Origin of the sequence: Kitasatospora sp. NPDC087314 (genome assembly GCF_044744365.1) — a bacterium.
GTDB lineage: Bacteria > Actinomycetota > Actinomycetes > Streptomycetales > Streptomycetaceae > Kitasatospora.
This window is the reverse complement of sequence record NZ_JBIUYE010000016.1, coordinates 25,834-40,330: the sequence shown is the minus strand read 5'-3', so window position 1 is coordinate 40,330 and position 14,497 is coordinate 25,834. Positions and strand designations below refer to the sequence as shown.

Below are 14,497 nucleotides of genomic sequence, written 5' to 3'. Positions count from 1 at the left end.
CCGGACACGGCAACGGGGAACCGCGTACCCTTCCCGCTCGCGCATATGCCAGCGGCGAATGTTCGGGTGCGCTCAGTCCTCGTGGCGACGGGGCTGGAGCAGGCCGCGGCCGTACTCGATCATCTTGGCGGCGTAGTCCGGGGTCCAGTCCGCGCGCCGGGCGATCTCGGTGCCCGACAGCGCGTCGAAACGGCGCGGGTCCGCCAGCTGGGCGGCGGCGACCGCCTGGAAGTCGGTGGCCCGCTCGGCCGCCGCCCGGAAGGCCAGGGCCAGCTCGGTGGAGCGGCGCAGCAGCTCCGCGGGGTCGTCGATCGACTCCAGGTCGAAGAAGCGTTCCGGCTCCGGCTCGGCGGACTGCGGCTCGAACAGCAGCTGCACCGGACGCAGACGCCGCCCGGGGTCGGCCGGACCGCCGTGGTCGGACGCCTTCGTGTGGGAGTCGGGCATGGACGGACACCTCCGGGTCTCGGTGGGGGGTGGGCGGCGGCCGCTCCGGGCCGCGCCGCCCGGCCGCGGCCGCCGTCCATTGTCGCGCGGCACCGGCCGGTAACGGAACGGTGCGCGTGCGGGCGCTATTCCCCCGTACGCGCCGGGGTCGTACTACTCCTTCGGGTGGTTGGGGGTGTACGGCGTTGTCCTGACGGCGGGGTCGTCGTTGTCCCGGATGTCCCAGTGATCCTCAACCCCGGGGAGAACCCATGCTCGTACGAAATGGCCTCGCGGCCGGCCTCCTACTGATCACCCCGGCCCTCGGACTGGTGGCCGCACCCGTGGCCGAGGCCGCCGAGACGACCACCGTGGTGACCGGGCCGGCGAGCTACCCGGGCGGCTGGTCGACGGCGACCTGCCCCGAGCCCAGCCACCTGACCGGCGGTGGTTACTTCCTCCAGCAGGCCAGTCCCGACGACGTCGTCCTGGTCAACGCGCCGAACCCCAACGACCCGGGCACCTGGATGGTGCGGGCCAAGTACGGGACCGTCCGGGCCTACGCCGTCTGCGAGACCGAGTCCGGGTCCTGATCCTCAGCCCAGTCGTACCCGGTGCCCGGACAGGTGGTCCAGCACCTGGTGGTTGGCCTCCCAGCCGTCCGGGAAGGTCACCGGGACGCCCAGCTGGACCGGCTCGGTGGACGGATGCTCGTCCAGCAGCTCGCCGATCCCGGCCCGGGCCACCACGATGCAGGCGTGCCGGTGCCGGGAGGCGAGCACGCACAGCCGGCCGGTCTCCAGGTGGAAGGCCGTCGCGTCGGGCCGCCCGGAGAGCGGGTGCAGCACCACCGTGACGTCGTACTCGCGGCCCTGCAACCGGTTGGCGGTGTCCACCGTGACGGCCGGGCCGGCCGCCTGGTCCACCGGGACGCCCGCCGTGAGCAGGGCCGCGCGGACGGCCGCGGCCTGGTCCCGGTGGGCGGTGCCGACCGCGATCCGGTCCGCGGTGAGCGGGGCCTCGCCCTGTTCGGAGCGGGCGGTCAGCCCGCGCTCCAGCAGCCGCCGGACGGTGGCCGCGACGGCCGCCACCGCCTGCGGGTCGGTCCGTACGGTGTGCCGGGCGGGCAGCTCCAGCAGCGCCCAGCCGTGCTCGGCGGCCCGGTCGATCGCGGCGTCCAGCGCCGAGCCGTCCGGCCGGACGGCGGCGGTCAGCCGGCGGTCGTCCGGGCCGGTGCCGGAGCGGAACGGCGTGTACGGGTAGAAGGCCCGCGAGATCAGCGGCGCCGCGCTGGCCGGCAGGCGCCAGGAGACCGGCAGGCGGTGCGGCTCGATCTGCGGGTTGTGCGCCAGCATGGTGACCACGGCGCTGCTCGACGGGTCGTACGACAGGCCCGCCCACTGCTCGGTGCCGACCACGGTGAACGGGTCCAGCTGGCCCGGGTCGCCGACGAACAGCGCCCGCTCGAACAGCCGGGCCACCGCGAGCAGGGCGTCCGAGCGCATCTGGTACGCCTCGTCGACGATCGCGTGCCGCCACGGCGCCTCGGCCCGGACCCACTGCCACTTGGCGGAGGTGGAGACCACCACGTCGTGCTCGACCAGGTCGGCGACCTTGTCGGAGGGCGTGACGTTGGCGTGCTTCAGCACCTCCGGGCCGGGCCGGGAGTCCGCGGCGTGCAGTCGGCCGATCGTCAACTCCGGCGCCTTCTCGGCCAGTCGGCCGACCAGGTCGTCCACCTGCCCGTTGGTCTGGGCGACGATCATCAGCCGCTCGCCGGCCCCGATCAGCTCCCGGGCCGCCCGCACCACCAGCGTCGACTTCCCGGCGCCGGGCGGGGAGTCCACCACCACGCCGCGCGGGGCGCCGGCCGACGGGTGGACGGTCGCCGCCAGGATCCGGGCCACGGCCGCGTCGGCGGCCGCACCGGGTGCCTGCTCGGTGCTCATCTCGGCCATCACTCCCACTCCTCGGAGCCGGGCGGGGCGGGTACGGGCGCGGCGCCGGGCGGGCCGCCGTGCGTCCACGGGGTGTCGTCCGGCTCGGGCAGCGGCGCGGACTGGCGGACCGTCAGCTCGAAGAGCGTGAAGGTGACCAGGTCGCCGGGTTCGGGCAGGCTGCCCGGCTCGGGCTCCTTCTTCCGGCCCATGCCGGACAGCACCCGCAGGGTGATGGTGCCCTCGGCCGGGTCGACCGCCGCGATCTCCGCCTTCTGCGCGGCCGGGCCCCCCTCGGCCTCCTTGCGGACCCGGTGGGCCTCCCGTCCTAGGTCCGCGTGCGGGCGGTCGGCGGTGCGCAGGGTGACCAGCGGGCGCGGCTTGGGGGAGCGGCCGGTGGTGTCGTAGTCCGGCACCACCTCCGTCACCACGCCGCTGAACGCCTCGCCGGCCAGCCGGTGTTCGGCCATCGCCAGCGGGTCGTCCAGCGCCTCCTGGACGTCCAGCCGGGCCTGCTCGCGCTCGCGCTGGGCGAGCTTGCGGGCGGCCGTCACGGCGTCGTCCTGCCGGGGCTGTGGCGGCTCGCCGGCCGCCAGCCGGTCCCGGTGGCCGGTGTACGACCAGCGGTCGCCGGTCCAGCGCTCCGCCAGGTGCCCGGCGGGCGGCAGCGTCCGCAGCAGGTCCAGGCCGTGCCAGACGTCCCGCCAGGTGGGCAGCAGCACGGCCGTCAGCACCTCGCGCAGCTCCTCGACGGCTGTGCGGACTGCCGCCCGGGCGCGCTCGGCGGCGGTCTCGTCCTGCTGCTCGACGCCGTGCTGCAGGGCGGCCGCGGCGGCGTCGTAGCGGGCGATCGCGGGGGCGAGCACGAACTCGTCGAAGCGCGGATCGGTGGCCGGGCCGGCCGGTGGGTGCAGCAGCTGCCCCCGGTCGTCCCGGGCGGACTCGGCGCGCTCGGCCGCCGCGGCGCCGGTCAGGCCCTCCGGCGGGGCGTGCCAGGCCAGTCGGGCGGCCAGGTGCTGGTCCTCCAGGTGGCTCTGGCCGGTGGCCCAGTGCCGGGCCAGCAGGCCGGTCATCGACAGCAGCAGGCTGGTGCCGGGCACCTGGGCCCGGTCGGTGAGGTGGGTCAGCCAGCGGCCGAGCAGCGGCACCCGCACCGGGGCCGGGTACGGGCCCGGCTCGTCGTCCTCGACCGTGCGGCGGAACCGGGTGGAGCGGCCGAGCAGGGCCAGGTGCCGCACGCCCGCGCCGTTCGGCACGATCAGCTGCGGTGCGTCGGCGCACAGCTCGCGGAACACCTGCGTCTTCTCGCCGGTCTCCGGGTCCTTCTCGGAGCCCTCGATCTGCTCCACGTCCTCGGCGAAGGACTCCAGGTACGGCAGCAGGTCGGCGGCCAGCTCGGCCAGGAAGTCGAACCGCAGGGTGCGGTTGAGCGGCTGCGGCACCAGGTGCAGCCGGGGCGCGTCCCGGTCGGTGCCCAGCATCACCGCCAGCGGCGCACCGGCCTCGCCGGCCGCGGTCAGCGGGACGACCACCATCGGGCGGTCGGACAGGTGCCGGTGCCGGACGGTGGCCAGCGGCTCGGCCCGCCCGCTGCGGACGGCCTCCAGCCGGGCCAGGGTGGTCAGCAGACTCATCGGCCCGCCACCTCCGCGTGCCCGGCGTGGGTGTGCGCCCGCCCGCGGCCTTCGCCGGCGAGCCCGTTCCGCCCGCTCATGCGCGACCCGCCACCGGGATCCGGCCCAGCGCCTCGGCGCGCAGGGCGGCCGCGTAGGCCAGCCGCTCGGCCGCCTCGTCCGGTCCGGCCTCGGCATCGGTGGTGACGGCGGCGGTGACGGCTTCGGTGGTGGCGGCGGCGAGCGCCTGCGTCACCGTCCGGATGCTGCCCAACTCGCCGCGCACGCCCCGGCCCAGCTGCTCGACCCGGTCGCCGCAACGGGCCTGGGCGCGGCAGTGGAAGCCCAGCTCGCAGGTGGAGAGGCAGTCCGGGCCGTACGCGGCGGGCACCGCCTCGACCGAGGCGGCCAGCTCCTCGGTGGAGCGGGCCGGCACGCCGTTCTGGTCGGCCGCCAGGTCGAAGTCGGCCCCGGCCGGCAGCTCCTCCAGCAGCCGGCCGATGCCGGTCATCCGGCCCAGCTGGCGGCGGGTGGTGGCCAGCTCGCGGCGGACGTCGACGGCGACGGCGGTCGGCCGGTTGCCGAAGTCCTTCGGGCAGACCAGCAGCACGCTCGACCGGGGACTGCCCGGCAGCCGCTGCTCGGTGTACGGGTCCGCGGCGAGCGGCCGGCCGGCCAGCGCGGCGGCGGCCTGCTGGAGCGCCAGCACGTACACGGCGGCCTGACGGGCGGCGGCGCCGACCTTGGCCGGGTCCGCGCCGCCGTCCAGCACCGGGAAGGACTTGATCTCGACCACCGTGCACCGGCCGCCGTGCACCACGACCGCGTCCGGCTCCAGGTAGGCGGTGCCGCCGGCCACGTCCAGCCGCAGCATCGGGTGGTCCAGCAGCGTCCAGGCGTCCGGGTCGGCGGCGGCCCGGGCCAGCGCCTCGACCGTCCGGTCGGCCCGGACGGCGGGGCCGGAGCGGGGCAGCAGATCCGGCACCTGCACGGGGGCTCCGCCGTCCGCCGGGACGCCGAGGTGGGCGCGCAGCGGCTCCAGCAGCGCGGCGTAGTCGTCCGCCTTCAGCCGGGACTCGAAGATCACGCCGCGGGCGATCGCGAACGGGGACTGCCCGAAGGGCGCGGGGCGGCCGAGCCGGGCGGCCAGCGCCGACTTGTCCACCCCTGCCGCGTCGAGCACGGCGCGGCGGTGGCAGCCGGGATTGGCGGCGAGCGCGGCGAGGGAGCGGGCGTTCAGACTGCGCTGCGGTGCCGGTCCGCGCAGCTCGGCGAGCCGCTGGGCGAGCGGCTCAGCGTGCCCGCTGGACGGGACGTTCGTCGAGACGTTCATGGTGCGGCCCAGTGTCGCACCAGGGTCCGACAATGCGGTGCGGACCGGCGTGTTCCGGCCTGAGCCGCGCGTCCCCGCCGGAGGGGACACCCCGCGCCGTGGTCGGCCGGACACCCGTGCCGCCCCGAGCGCCGTCCGCCCCGGGGCCGTTCCCGCCCGGCCCGCGATCGTGTCCGCCGTCCGGGTGGGAGATCATGGAAGCCGGTGCTCAAGGGTGAGACCGACCGTTGCCACCGCCCCGCTGCGAGGAGCCTGCCATGCCCGCCCGAATCGTGCTGGTCCGCCACGGCGAGACCGAATGGTCGGCCACCGGCCGCCACACCGGCCGCACCGACATCCCGCTGACCGAGGAAGGCCGCGCCATGGCCAGGGCCCTCGGCGCCCGCCTGGCCAAGGCCCCCTGGAACGGGCTGCCGGACGCGCTCGTCTACACCAGCCCGCTCGGCCGCGCCAAGGAGACCTGCGCGCTGGCCGGCTTCGGCGACCGCGCGGTCGAGCGCCCGGAACTCATGGAGTGGGACTACGGCCAGTACGAGGGCCGCACCGGCGCGGACATCCGCGCCACCGACCACCCCGGCTGGCTGATCTGGCGCGACGGCGTGCCCGGCGGCGAGAAGCTGTCCGAGGTGGCCGCCCGGGTGGACGCCTTCCTCGCCGACCTGAACGAGGAGCACGGCGTCCCCGCGGCCGACACCACCGACATGCACTGCGCCGACCGGGACGTCGTCCTGTTCGCGCACGGCCACCTGCTGCGCATCCTGACCGCCCGCTGGCTGGGCCTGCCGCCGGAGTACGCCCAGCGGTTCAAGCTCGGCACGGCCGCGCTCTGCGTGCTGTCCTGGGAGTACGGCGCGCCGGCCGTGGAGGTCTGGAACGACCTCTCCCACCTGGAGGGCCTGGCCGCCGGGCACTGATGGCACGTCAGCAGCCGTGTCTCAGGCGGCCGCCGCCTGGTCGTACCCGATCAGGAAGCGGCGGACCTCGGGCGCGGCGGCGTGCGGGCGCAGCCGTTCGGCGGTGTCCGCCAGCATGCTCCGGATCCGGGCCGAGCGGACCTCGCCGAACAGGGCCACGGCGGCCGAGCCGTGGTGTGCCGCGCCCGCCAAGTCGCCCCGGCCGAGCCGGTCGTGGGCCAGTTCGGCGGTGTACAGCACCCGGTTGCGGACGAAGTGCGGCTGCTGCAGCGTTATGGCCAGCCCGGCCTGCTCGCTGGCGCGGTCCCAGTCGCCGAGCGCGGACCAGCACTGCGACTGCAGGCCGGCGATCTCCGCCTCGCCGAAGAAGGACATCCACTCCGGATCGTCCTCGGAGGGGCCGCGGTCGAACAGGATGTACGCCCGGGCGATCGCGCGTTCGCAGGCGGCGCGGTCCTGCAGCAGCGCCCAGCCGCCGGCCTCGCGCATGGCCAGTAGCGCGAGCAGCCGGTCGGAGTCCAGCTGGCGGGCGGCGACCTGCCCGGCCTGGGCGGCGCGCAGCGCCTCGCGCGGCCGGCCGGCGTCCCGGGCGAGGAAGGCGCTGTTGCAGAACACGTGCGCCTCCAGTGCGGCGTCGCCGGCCATGCGGGCGGTGGCGAGCGCCTCGGCGTAGAGCGAGCGGGCGTCCGCCAGCCGGTTCGAGTCGTGCGCCAACCAGCCGACCGAGATGGCGAGTTCGCCGGCTCCGGCCTGGAGCCGGCGTTCGGTCTCCGCGCTGTACTCGCCCTCGTTGAGCAGGAGGTAGGCGGTGCGCAGCGACTGTCCGGCGCGTTCGAACAGGGTGTCGCCGCCGTACGCGTCGTCGGCCAACCGGATGTCCCGGACGGCCTGTTCGACGCAGAGCACCTCGGCGGCACCGACCTTGCGGGGCGGCGGTACGGGCCGGGGCCGGCCGGGCACGAAGGCGCCGGGGCCCGGGTCGAACAGCGCGGGTGCCGCGGGGGCCGCGGCTGCGGCGGTGGGGGCGGCGGCCACCGCCGCGGCCACGGTCGGCCGGTCGATGCCGACCACGGTGGCCAGCGCGGTCGGGCCGCCGGCCAGGAACGTACGGCGACGCACGTCGTCGTTCTCCTCGTCGAGATAGGGCGATCCATCGGGCCCCCGGGGCACCGCGACGGCGCTCGGCCACGGGGGCCCGTCCGAAGCGGCTGGATCCGCGTACGGCGAGGCAGCGTACGGGAGTTGAGTGGAGAGTGGTGAGCGCGGGGCGGGCAGGGGCGGGAACGGCGGTTGGAGCGTGGGCATTTCGGCGCTCCCGCCGGCGCTCTCCGCTGAGCGGCGGCGGACGGCGGTCCGGGGGGAGAAGCCGAGATCGGTGAGCGTGCGATCCGGCCACATGTGCCGAAAGACCCGCTCGTAGGCGTAGTTGGGGCAGCGGATCTCACCGGATTCGACCCGTCCGACGTAGCGGGCGTCGCAGGACACATGCTCCCCGATCTCCCGGGCCGCCCGGCGTACGGCCATGGCGAACTCACCGGGTGAGCGGTCGCCGCGCAGTGCGCGCATCGCGGTGTTGGGTGACGGGCGGTTCGGCTCGGCCGGTGGGGTGGCTGCCATGGTGCGCTCCGTGGTCGTGCGGGGGCGGTGGTGCGGGCGCGGGGCCGGGGGGCCGGAGGTGCGCGGGTGTGCGGGGGGCGAGGGTCGGGGTGCGGTGCGGGGGTCGATGGACGGGGGCCGGGGTCGGACTGTGCGGCGGTGCGGGAACGGCCCGATGGGGCCGGTGGGGTCGTGGTGATCCGCCACCGACAGTACCCGGCGTGACTGACCGAACACAGCTGGTTTGTGGGAGATGTGCTGTCAATTCGGTATAAATCGGGCGTGGTTGTGGGTTATCCGCCATGAAATGCCATGCCTTGCTGTAAGGCGCCCCGTGGCCTCGGGCGGGTCCGCCACGTTGTCCTGATACGTGGAAGCCCAGGCCGTCGCCCCGGCCCGCCGCTCGTCCCCGCGGCCCCCACCTCCCCGGGCGGCAGTGCTTCCGACCCGACCAGGTACAGGAGGGCCCATGATGGCCACCGGACTGCCGCAGCACCGACCGGTCGCCGGGGGTGTGCTGGCCGGCGCCGCCCCCGCCCTGCTCCCCGACCCGGCCGATGACCGGATCCCCGGCCGGGGCCCGGTCGAGGGCGGCCGCGCCTCCTGCGGCGGGCGGCACCCCGGCCACCGCCTCGTCCCCAACGTGGACCAGGACACCCTCGTCACCACCTACGACACCGTGACGGTCGCCCTGCGGCACGGCCTGGAGGCGGTCGACATCCTGCGGCTGCGCCGCGCCTGCGGGGCCGTCCTGCAGAGCCGCAACGGCAGCACCGTCACCTTCCTCGTCCCCGCCGGCACCTTCGAGACCTGGCACCTGCCCGGCAGCTCCTGTACGGCCGGCGCCCTGCTGCCGGCCGGCACCGACCCACGCTGGGTGATGCCCCCCGCCGGCGCCGTCTGCGCCGCCCGCCCCACCGACGCCTGGGTACTCCGCTCCGCCCTCTGCGAGGCCGCCTGCACGCTCACCGCAGGCGGCCTCGGCCCGTTCTAGCGGGCGTGCCGTGCGGATCCCGCCGGGCCGCGAGCCTGGCCCGCCCCTCCGGCCGGATCCACCCGGCACGCCCCCCGGACATCCCTGACCTGCGAGGTCGCTCCGCCCGGCGGCGATAATGGCGGTCATGGGACGAAGCAGCAGAGCCGCCCGGGGCGCGGGCCGCAGCACCGAGCGCGACACCGGGCCGGCCGTCACCGGCCCCGGCGGCCGTACCCACGCCCAGGGTCCGCTCACCAGCCCCGTCGGCTCCGGCCTCGCCGAGCTGCGCCCCGACCGTGACCGCCCCGCGGCCTGGTCGCTGCTGATCGACGGCGCCCCGCAGTCACTGGTCGACCTCGCCGATCCCACCCACCTGGGCTTCGAGTACCAGCGCCGGCTCGGCCACCTGATCGACCTGGTCGCCCCGCCCGGCCGCCCGCTCACCGTGCTGCACCTCGGCGGCGGCGCCCTCACCCTGGCCCGCTACGTCGCGGCCACCCGGCCCCGTTCCCGCCAGCAGGTCGCCGAGATCGACACCGCGCTCACCGAACTCGTCCGCACCGAACTCCCGTTGGAGCGCGGCTGGCAGATCAAGGTGCGCGGTGCCGACGCCCGCAGCGTGCTCGAACGCACCCCCGAGGGCAGCGTCGACCTGGTCATCACCGACGTCTTCTCCGGCGCCCGCACCCCGGCCCACTGCACCACCGTCGAGTTCACCGCCCTCGCCGCCCGCGCCCTCGCCCCCGGCGGCTGGTACGCGGCCAACATCGCCGACGGCTCGTCCCTGCCCTTCGCCCGCTCCCAGATCGCCACCCTCGGCGCCGTCTTCCCCGAACTGTGCCTGGTCGCCGACCCCGCCGTGCTGCGCGGCAAGCGCTTCGGGAACCTCGTCCTCGCCGGCGCCCACACCCCCCTCCCGATCGCCGACCTCACCCGCCGGGTCGCCTCCGACTCCGCCCTCGGCCGGGTCGAACACGGCCCCGCCCTCACCGCCTTCGCCGCCGGGGCCACCCCCGCCACGGACGCCACCGCGGCCCCCTCCCCGGCTCCGCCCCCGGGCGTCTTCCGCTGACCACCCGCAGGGCCGGGCGGCCGGAATCCGCCGGTGGCCCCCCGGGTCGCGGCCGACAGCGGCCGTCGCCGCCCGGTCCGCGCACCGAGCCGTACTGCCGCGCGCTGGGCGCCACCCGGACCGGCCGCACGCCGTCCGGTTCGATCCCCGGGTGTGAACTCCCCCGGCCGGCACCGGAGCTGTCGTCGGGGGCCTGATCCCCGGGGCCTCATCCCGTTCAGTGCCCGCGCGGCAGGCCGCGGTGTTTGCACATGGCCGCGCCGGTCAGCAGCAGTCCGGCGGCGATCGGCGCGAGGACGGCGGTCGCGGTGGCGGAGCCGTCGTCCAGGGCCGTCACCGTGGCGGTGTCGGCGAGCGTGAGTGCCTCCGGCGGCTCGGCGGGCGTGCCGGGCGGGGCCGGTACGGCGGTGGTGGCGCCCACCTGGTCGGAACTCGTGGCGGGTCCGACCGCGCCCTGCCCGTCCGGCGCGGTGGCCTCCTGGACCGCGGATGCCCCGGAGGCCACCGCGCCGGACGGGCGCGCGGAGGTGGCCGGGGCGGCGGAGCGGCCGGTGCCGGTGCCGGGGCGTGCGGGGGTGCGCAACTCGGCGGGCTCGCCGTCCCGGGAGGCGCGCGTCCCGGTGGGGCGGCCCTGGGCGGGGACGGTGTCGAGCAGACCGGAGGCGAGCGCGAAGGCGTCGGGGACGGCGGCCCGCTGGCCGGGCAGGGGGAGTCCGCCGGAGCGGATCCGGTCCTGGAGGACGTCGCCGACCGTCCCGGTGGCGCCGTCGACGCCGGTGTCGGAGACGGTGCCGGTCGGGTCCCCGGCGAGTCCGGGGGAGTCGGCCGCCTCCTCGGCCGCCGCGCCCCCGGGGCCGCCGGGCCGCTTGGCTGACTGGCCGTCGCGCGCGGTCCGCCCGTCCGGTACGGCCTGCCCGTTGTGCACGGGCCGGCCGTGCACGGCCCCGCTGTGCAGGGCGCGGCGGACGGCGGGCTGCGCCTGGGCCGGCAGCGGGTCGACGGACGCGGCGTACGCGCCGGGAGCACCGAAGCCCCAGAGCTGGACGAGGAGGGCGCCGCCGGCCGCGACGGTGCGGGGGTGGGGCAGCCACCGGCCGATCGCGCTCCGCATGCCGACGCCGCCACGGGGGGCGGGTTCCTGGGGCCTGGTCGCGTGATTGGCTCGCATGTGAGTTGAGAACGAGCGGACGGGTCGTGAGGTCACGCCCGCCGTCACGGACAGTCATCGCACGGGTGGCCCCGGGGCCTGCTTTCCGGGGCCACCGGCCGCGGGACGGTCAGGAGTTGGGGCGCAGGGTCCAGGTGACGGTCATCACGCCGGTGACGGCGCCGTCGGCGCGGGTGATCTCGACGGTGACCGGGAACTCGGGGCGGCCGCCGGCGTCCAGCTCGGCGACGACCTCGGCGGCGGGGCGGCCGAGCACGGCGGTGGCGGTGACGTCTCCCATGGCCAGCTTCTTGTACGCGATCTCGGCGTTCACCGCGAGCGGCACGGCCCGGGAGAGCTGGTCGCCGAACGCGGCGAGCACGACGCAGCCGCTGGCGGACTCGGCGAGGGTGAACATCGCTCCGGCGTGCGGTCCGCCCACGTGGTTGTGGTACGCGGGCTGGTCGGGCAGCCGGAGCACGGCGCGTTCCGGGGTGGTCTCCAGGTACTCGAGCTTGAGGGTGTGCGCCATCGGCACGGTGGAGTCGAGCAGCTGGCCGATCGAAGGTGTGGTCATGGCGGCAATGTTACTAGTCGGTAGCTTCCGGCGGCAGGCCTGCGCCGGGAAAACCCGAACCGCCGTGGACAACTGAGGGAACGCGAAAACGCCCGAGGGGCCGACCTCTTGAAGAGATCGGCCCCTCGGGCTCTGGGGTGAGTGACGGGACTCGAACCCGCGGCCACCTGGACCACAACCAGGTGCTCTACCAACTGAGCTACACCCACCATCTGTCCGGACCGTTCCCGCTCTCGCGTTCCCGTTCCGACAGGAAGAACTCTACAGGATCCGAGAGGGTGCTCGCGCCAGGGTTTCGTTCCGGCGAACGCGGGCACCCCGGTGGACCTCCTGGACGCCGGTCAGTCCGTCGGTCGGTCCGTCGGGGCCTGGTACTTCTCGGCGATGGCGCGCGCGGTGTCGGTGTCCGGGCCGGGCTGCGGGACGAACACCGCCTCGCGGTAGTACCGCAGTTCGTCGATGCTCTCGCGGATGTCGGCGAGCGCCCGGTGGTTGCCGCCCTTCTGCGGGCTGTTGTAGTACGCCTTCGGGTACCAGCGGCGGGCCAGCTCCTTGATCGAGGAGACGTCCACGATCCGGTAGTGCAGGTGCTTCTCCAGGGCCGGCATGTCCCGGGCGAGGAAGCCGCGGTCGGTGGCCACCGAGTTGCCGCACAGCGGCGTCCGCCCGGCCTCCGGCACGTGCTGGCGGATGTACGCGAGCACCCGCTCCTCGGCCTCGGCCAGCGTCACGCCCTGCTCCAGCTCGTCCAGCAGGCCGGAGGAGGTGTGCATCGCGCGCACCACCTCGGGCATGCTCGCCAGCGCCTCCGCCGGCGGGCGGATGATGACGTCCACACCCTCGCCGAGGATGTTCAGCTCGGAGTCCGTCACCAGCGCCGCGACCTCGACCAGGGCGTCCCGGTCGAGGTCGAGGCCGGTCATTTCACAGTCGATCCATACCAAACGGTCATTCACACAGGTCACCCTACGGCGCGATCACGCGCCGCGGGGACCGCGGGAGCCGAGCGGGGCTCCGGGGCGCAGCCCTCGGCCTGGTGCTCCTCCGTGCCGCCGAGCTGGCCGTGGCCGTCCGGGCGCTCGCCCTCCCGGCCGGTCCGGACCGCGTGGCCGTCTCGCCCGGGACGGCCCTCGCGGGTGGTCCGGGCACCGTCGGCCGCCGCCACCCGGCTGCCCTGCGGACGACCCTGCGGCGCCCTCGCCGGTCGACCGCGGAGCTCGCCCGCCCCGGCCGTCGGCTGCCCGCCGGGGGCGGGGGCCGGCACCCGGCCGGTCGCCGCGCCGTGACCGCGCCCGGCGGAGCCCGCCGCGGTACCCGGCTCGTCCGCGGGCCGTTCGACCGCGCTGCGGTGCCCCTGCCCCTGGCCGCGCGCCCCCGGCTGAGGGTGGCCGTCCTCCGCCGCCGCGTGCTCCGCGGTGCGTGGCGGACGCCCCGCCCCCGGCCCGGCCTGCGGCGGGACCAGCGGCGACCGCGCCGGACCGCGCCCCGCACCCTGCTGTCCGGGGTGCGGCTGCTGTGCGGCCTGCTGGTGCGGATACGGCTGTCCGGCACGGGCGTGGAAGGACTGCGAGGCCGGCGTCCCGGCCTGCCCCGGACCGAACGGGCCGGGCTGGCCGTGCGGGCCCGGCTGCCCGGGCGCGACCGGCGGTGCGCCGTGCGGCACCGGCTGCCCGTGCGCGCCGCCCGGCATCGGTACGCCGTTCCCGGCCGGGAACTGGTGCGCGGGCTGCGCACCGCCGAACAGTGCGCCGCCCGACCCGGCCGCGGCGGCCGCCGCGTGCGGCAGGGCGCCGGGCAGCCGCAGGTCGCCGCCGTGCGGGCCGGCCGACTGCGGCCCGGGCCGGCGAGCCCGGTAGCCGGTCCGGTACGCGGCCGGGGACACCCCGAGCTGGCGGCGGAAGTGCCCGCGCAGCGCCACCGGCGAGCGGAACCCGCAGCGGCGGGCGACGTCGTCCACCGACAGCTCCGAGGTCTCCAGCAGCCGCTGCGCCTGGAGCACCCGCTGGGTGATCAGCCACTGCAACGGCGCGCTGCCGGTGAGCGTGCGGAACCGCCGGTCGAAGGTGCGCCGACTCATGTAGGCGCGCGCCGCCAGCACCTCGACGTCGAACTGCTGGTTGAGGTTCTCCAACGCCCAGGTGACCACCTCGGCCAGCGGGTCGTTGCCGATCTCCTCAGGTAAAGACTGATCGATGTACTGGGCCTGTCCGCCGCCGCTGCGACGGCTCGGCACCACCAGCCGGCGGGCCAGTGCGTTGGCCGCCTCGGCGCCGTGGTCGCTGCGCACCACGTGCAGGCACAGGTCGATGCCGGCGGCGGTGCCGGCCGAGGTGAGCACGTCGCCGTCGTCGACGAAGAGCTCGCGCGGGTCGACGTGGACCCGGGGGTAGCGCTTGGCCAGCGTCGGCGCGTACATCCAGTGGGTGGTCGCCGGGCGGCCGTCGAGCAGGCCGGCGGCGGCGAGGACGAAGGCGCCGGTGCAGAGCCCGATGATCCGCGCGCCCTCGTGGTGGGCCTTGCGCAGGGCGGTGATCGCCTCGACCGGCGGGGGCTGCGAGATCGAGCGCCAGGCCGGTACCACGATCGTGCCGGCCCGGGCGAGGGCCTCCAGGCCGTACGGGGCGGAGAGGGTGAGGCCGCCGGTGGTGGCGAGCGGGCCCTCCTCCCCGGCGCAGACCAGCAGTCGGTAGCGCGGCACCCCGGCGTCCTGGCGGTCGACGCCGAAGACGGAGAGCGGGATCGAGCTCTCGAAGATCGGGGCGCCGCCGAAGATCAGCACCGCGACGGTCTCGCGGCGGCGCCGGCCGGAGAGCTTGCGCGGGGCGGAGACCGTCACCGGGGTCGGGGAGCCGTTCGCACCGGGCCCGCCGTGGCCCAGCGGGCCGTGGCCGGGGGAGCCCAGGGGG

12 protein-coding genes, 1 tRNA gene and 1 pseudogene are annotated in these 14,497 nt (G+C 76.3%); 4 read left to right on the top strand and 10 right to left on the bottom strand.

Features of this window, described 5'->3' with window-relative positions:
• Positions 1-72: 72 nt before the first annotated feature.
• Positions 73-447, bottom strand: a complete 375-nt coding sequence (locus ACIO5E_RS30850) for a hypothetical protein (RefSeq protein WP_280679831.1) — start codon at positions 445-447, stop codon at positions 73-75.
• Between the two features lie 251 nt (positions 448-698).
• Between ACIO5E_RS30850 and ACIO5E_RS30845 the strand changes: the two genes are divergently transcribed.
• Positions 699-1,019 carry a hypothetical protein gene (locus ACIO5E_RS30845; protein ID WP_400674168.1) on the top strand — a complete coding sequence of 107 codons (321 nt, stop codon included), beginning with the start codon at positions 699-701 and terminating at the stop codon, positions 1,017-1,019.
• Positions 1,020-1,022: 3 nt separating this feature from the next.
• Here the strand turns inward: ACIO5E_RS30845 and ACIO5E_RS30840 are convergent, their stop codons facing one another.
• From ACIO5E_RS30840 to ACIO5E_RS30830, 3 genes are all read right to left on the bottom strand, one after another.
• A complete protein-coding gene (locus tag ACIO5E_RS30840; protein WP_400674552.1) occupies positions 1,023-2,375 on the bottom strand; it encodes an AAA domain-containing protein in 1,353 nt (450 codons plus the stop codon).
• A gap of 8 nt (positions 2,376-2,383) precedes the next feature.
• A complete protein-coding gene (locus ACIO5E_RS30835; RefSeq protein ID WP_400674165.1) occupies positions 2,384-3,997 on the bottom strand; it encodes a hypothetical protein in 1,614 nt (537 codons plus the stop codon).
• A gap of 76 nt (positions 3,998-4,073) precedes the next feature.
• The gene (locus tag ACIO5E_RS30830) at positions 4,074-5,309 is read right to left on the bottom strand and encodes a hypothetical protein (RefSeq protein WP_400674164.1); all 1,236 of its coding nucleotides are present in this window, start codon (positions 5,307-5,309) and stop codon (positions 4,074-4,076) included.
• Between the two features lie 257 nt (positions 5,310-5,566).
• Here ACIO5E_RS30830 and ACIO5E_RS30825 point away from each other — a divergent pair, with 257 nt between their 5' ends.
• Positions 5,567-6,223 (top strand): histidine phosphatase family protein, encoded by a 657-nt coding sequence (locus ACIO5E_RS30825; protein ID WP_400674163.1) that lies wholly within the window; start codon positions 5,567-5,569, stop codon positions 6,221-6,223.
• 21 nt (positions 6,224-6,244) lie between these two features.
• On the opposite strand, the gene ACIO5E_RS30820 is transcribed toward ACIO5E_RS30825, so the two are convergent.
• Positions 6,245-7,840: a tetratricopeptide repeat protein gene (locus ACIO5E_RS30820; protein WP_400674162.1), complete on the bottom strand. Its 1,596-nt coding sequence runs from the start codon at positions 7,838-7,840 to the stop codon at positions 6,245-6,247.
• A 448-nt stretch (positions 7,841-8,288) separates the two neighbouring features.
• Between ACIO5E_RS30820 and ACIO5E_RS30815 the strand changes: the two genes are divergently transcribed.
• The gene (locus ACIO5E_RS30815) at positions 8,289-8,813 is read left to right on the top strand and encodes a hypothetical protein (protein ID WP_400674159.1); all 525 of its coding nucleotides are present in this window, start codon (positions 8,289-8,291) and stop codon (positions 8,811-8,813) included.
• 127 nt (positions 8,814-8,940) lie between these two features.
• Positions 8,941-9,867: a spermidine synthase gene (locus ACIO5E_RS30810; protein WP_400674157.1), complete on the top strand. Its 927-nt coding sequence runs from the start codon at positions 8,941-8,943 to the stop codon at positions 9,865-9,867.
• A gap of 217 nt (positions 9,868-10,084) precedes the next feature.
• On the opposite strand, the gene ACIO5E_RS30805 is transcribed toward ACIO5E_RS30810, so the two are convergent.
• The 5 genes and pseudogenes from ACIO5E_RS30805 to ACIO5E_RS30785 form a co-directional block, all read right to left on the bottom strand.
• Complete coding sequence (locus tag ACIO5E_RS30805; protein WP_400674155.1) at positions 10,085-10,978, bottom strand: hypothetical protein; 894 nt, start codon at positions 10,976-10,978, stop codon at positions 10,085-10,087.
• A gap of 166 nt (positions 10,979-11,144) precedes the next feature.
• The gene (locus tag ACIO5E_RS30800; protein ID WP_400674154.1) at positions 11,145-11,591 is read right to left on the bottom strand and encodes a DUF4442 domain-containing protein; all 447 of its coding nucleotides are present in this window, start codon (positions 11,589-11,591) and stop codon (positions 11,145-11,147) included.
• A 133-nt stretch (positions 11,592-11,724) separates the two neighbouring features.
• Positions 11,725-11,800 (bottom strand) — tRNA-His (locus ACIO5E_RS30795).
• A 132-nt stretch (positions 11,801-11,932) separates the two neighbouring features.
• Complete coding sequence (gene orn, locus ACIO5E_RS30790; RefSeq protein WP_400674153.1) at positions 11,933-12,547, bottom strand: oligoribonuclease; 615 nt, start codon at positions 12,545-12,547, stop codon at positions 11,933-11,935.
• A gap of 881 nt (positions 12,548-13,428) precedes the next feature.
• Positions 13,429-14,427 (bottom strand): annotated as a pseudogene (locus ACIO5E_RS30785) (helix-turn-helix domain-containing protein); the annotation flags it as partial.
• Between the last annotated feature and the right edge of the window lie 70 nt (positions 14,428-14,497).

Coding starts and splice junctions, on each gene's coding strand:
- ACIO5E_RS30850 (WP_280679831.1), bottom strand. CDS start 447: ATGCCCGACTCCCACACGAAGGCGTCCGACCACGGCGGTCCGGCCGAC.
- ACIO5E_RS30835 (WP_400674165.1), bottom strand. CDS start 3,997: ATGAGTCTGCTGACCACCCTGGCCCGGCTGGAGGCCGTCCGCAGCGGG.
- ACIO5E_RS30810 (WP_400674157.1), top strand. CDS start 8,941: ATGGGACGAAGCAGCAGAGCCGCCCGGGGCGCGGGCCGCAGCACCGAG.
- ACIO5E_RS30815 (WP_400674159.1), top strand. CDS start 8,289: ATGATGGCCACCGGACTGCCGCAGCACCGACCGGTCGCCGGGGGTGTG.
- ACIO5E_RS30805 (WP_400674155.1), bottom strand. CDS start 10,978: ATGCGGAGCGCGATCGGCCGGTGGCTGCCCCACCCCCGCACCGTCGCG.
- ACIO5E_RS30825 (WP_400674163.1), top strand. CDS start 5,567: ATGCCCGCCCGAATCGTGCTGGTCCGCCACGGCGAGACCGAATGGTCG.
- ACIO5E_RS30845 (WP_400674168.1), top strand. CDS start 699: ATGCTCGTACGAAATGGCCTCGCGGCCGGCCTCCTACTGATCACCCCG.
- ACIO5E_RS30840 (WP_400674552.1), bottom strand. CDS start 2,375: ATGAGCACCGAGCAGGCACCCGGTGCGGCCGCCGACGCGGCCGTGGCC.
- ACIO5E_RS30820 (WP_400674162.1), bottom strand. CDS start 7,840: ATGGCAGCCACCCCACCGGCCGAGCCGAACCGCCCGTCACCCAACACC.
- ACIO5E_RS30830 (WP_400674164.1), bottom strand. CDS start 5,309: ATGAACGTCTCGACGAACGTCCCGTCCAGCGGGCACGCTGAGCCGCTC.
- ACIO5E_RS30800 (WP_400674154.1), bottom strand. CDS start 11,591: ATGACCACACCTTCGATCGGCCAGCTGCTCGACTCCACCGTGCCGATG.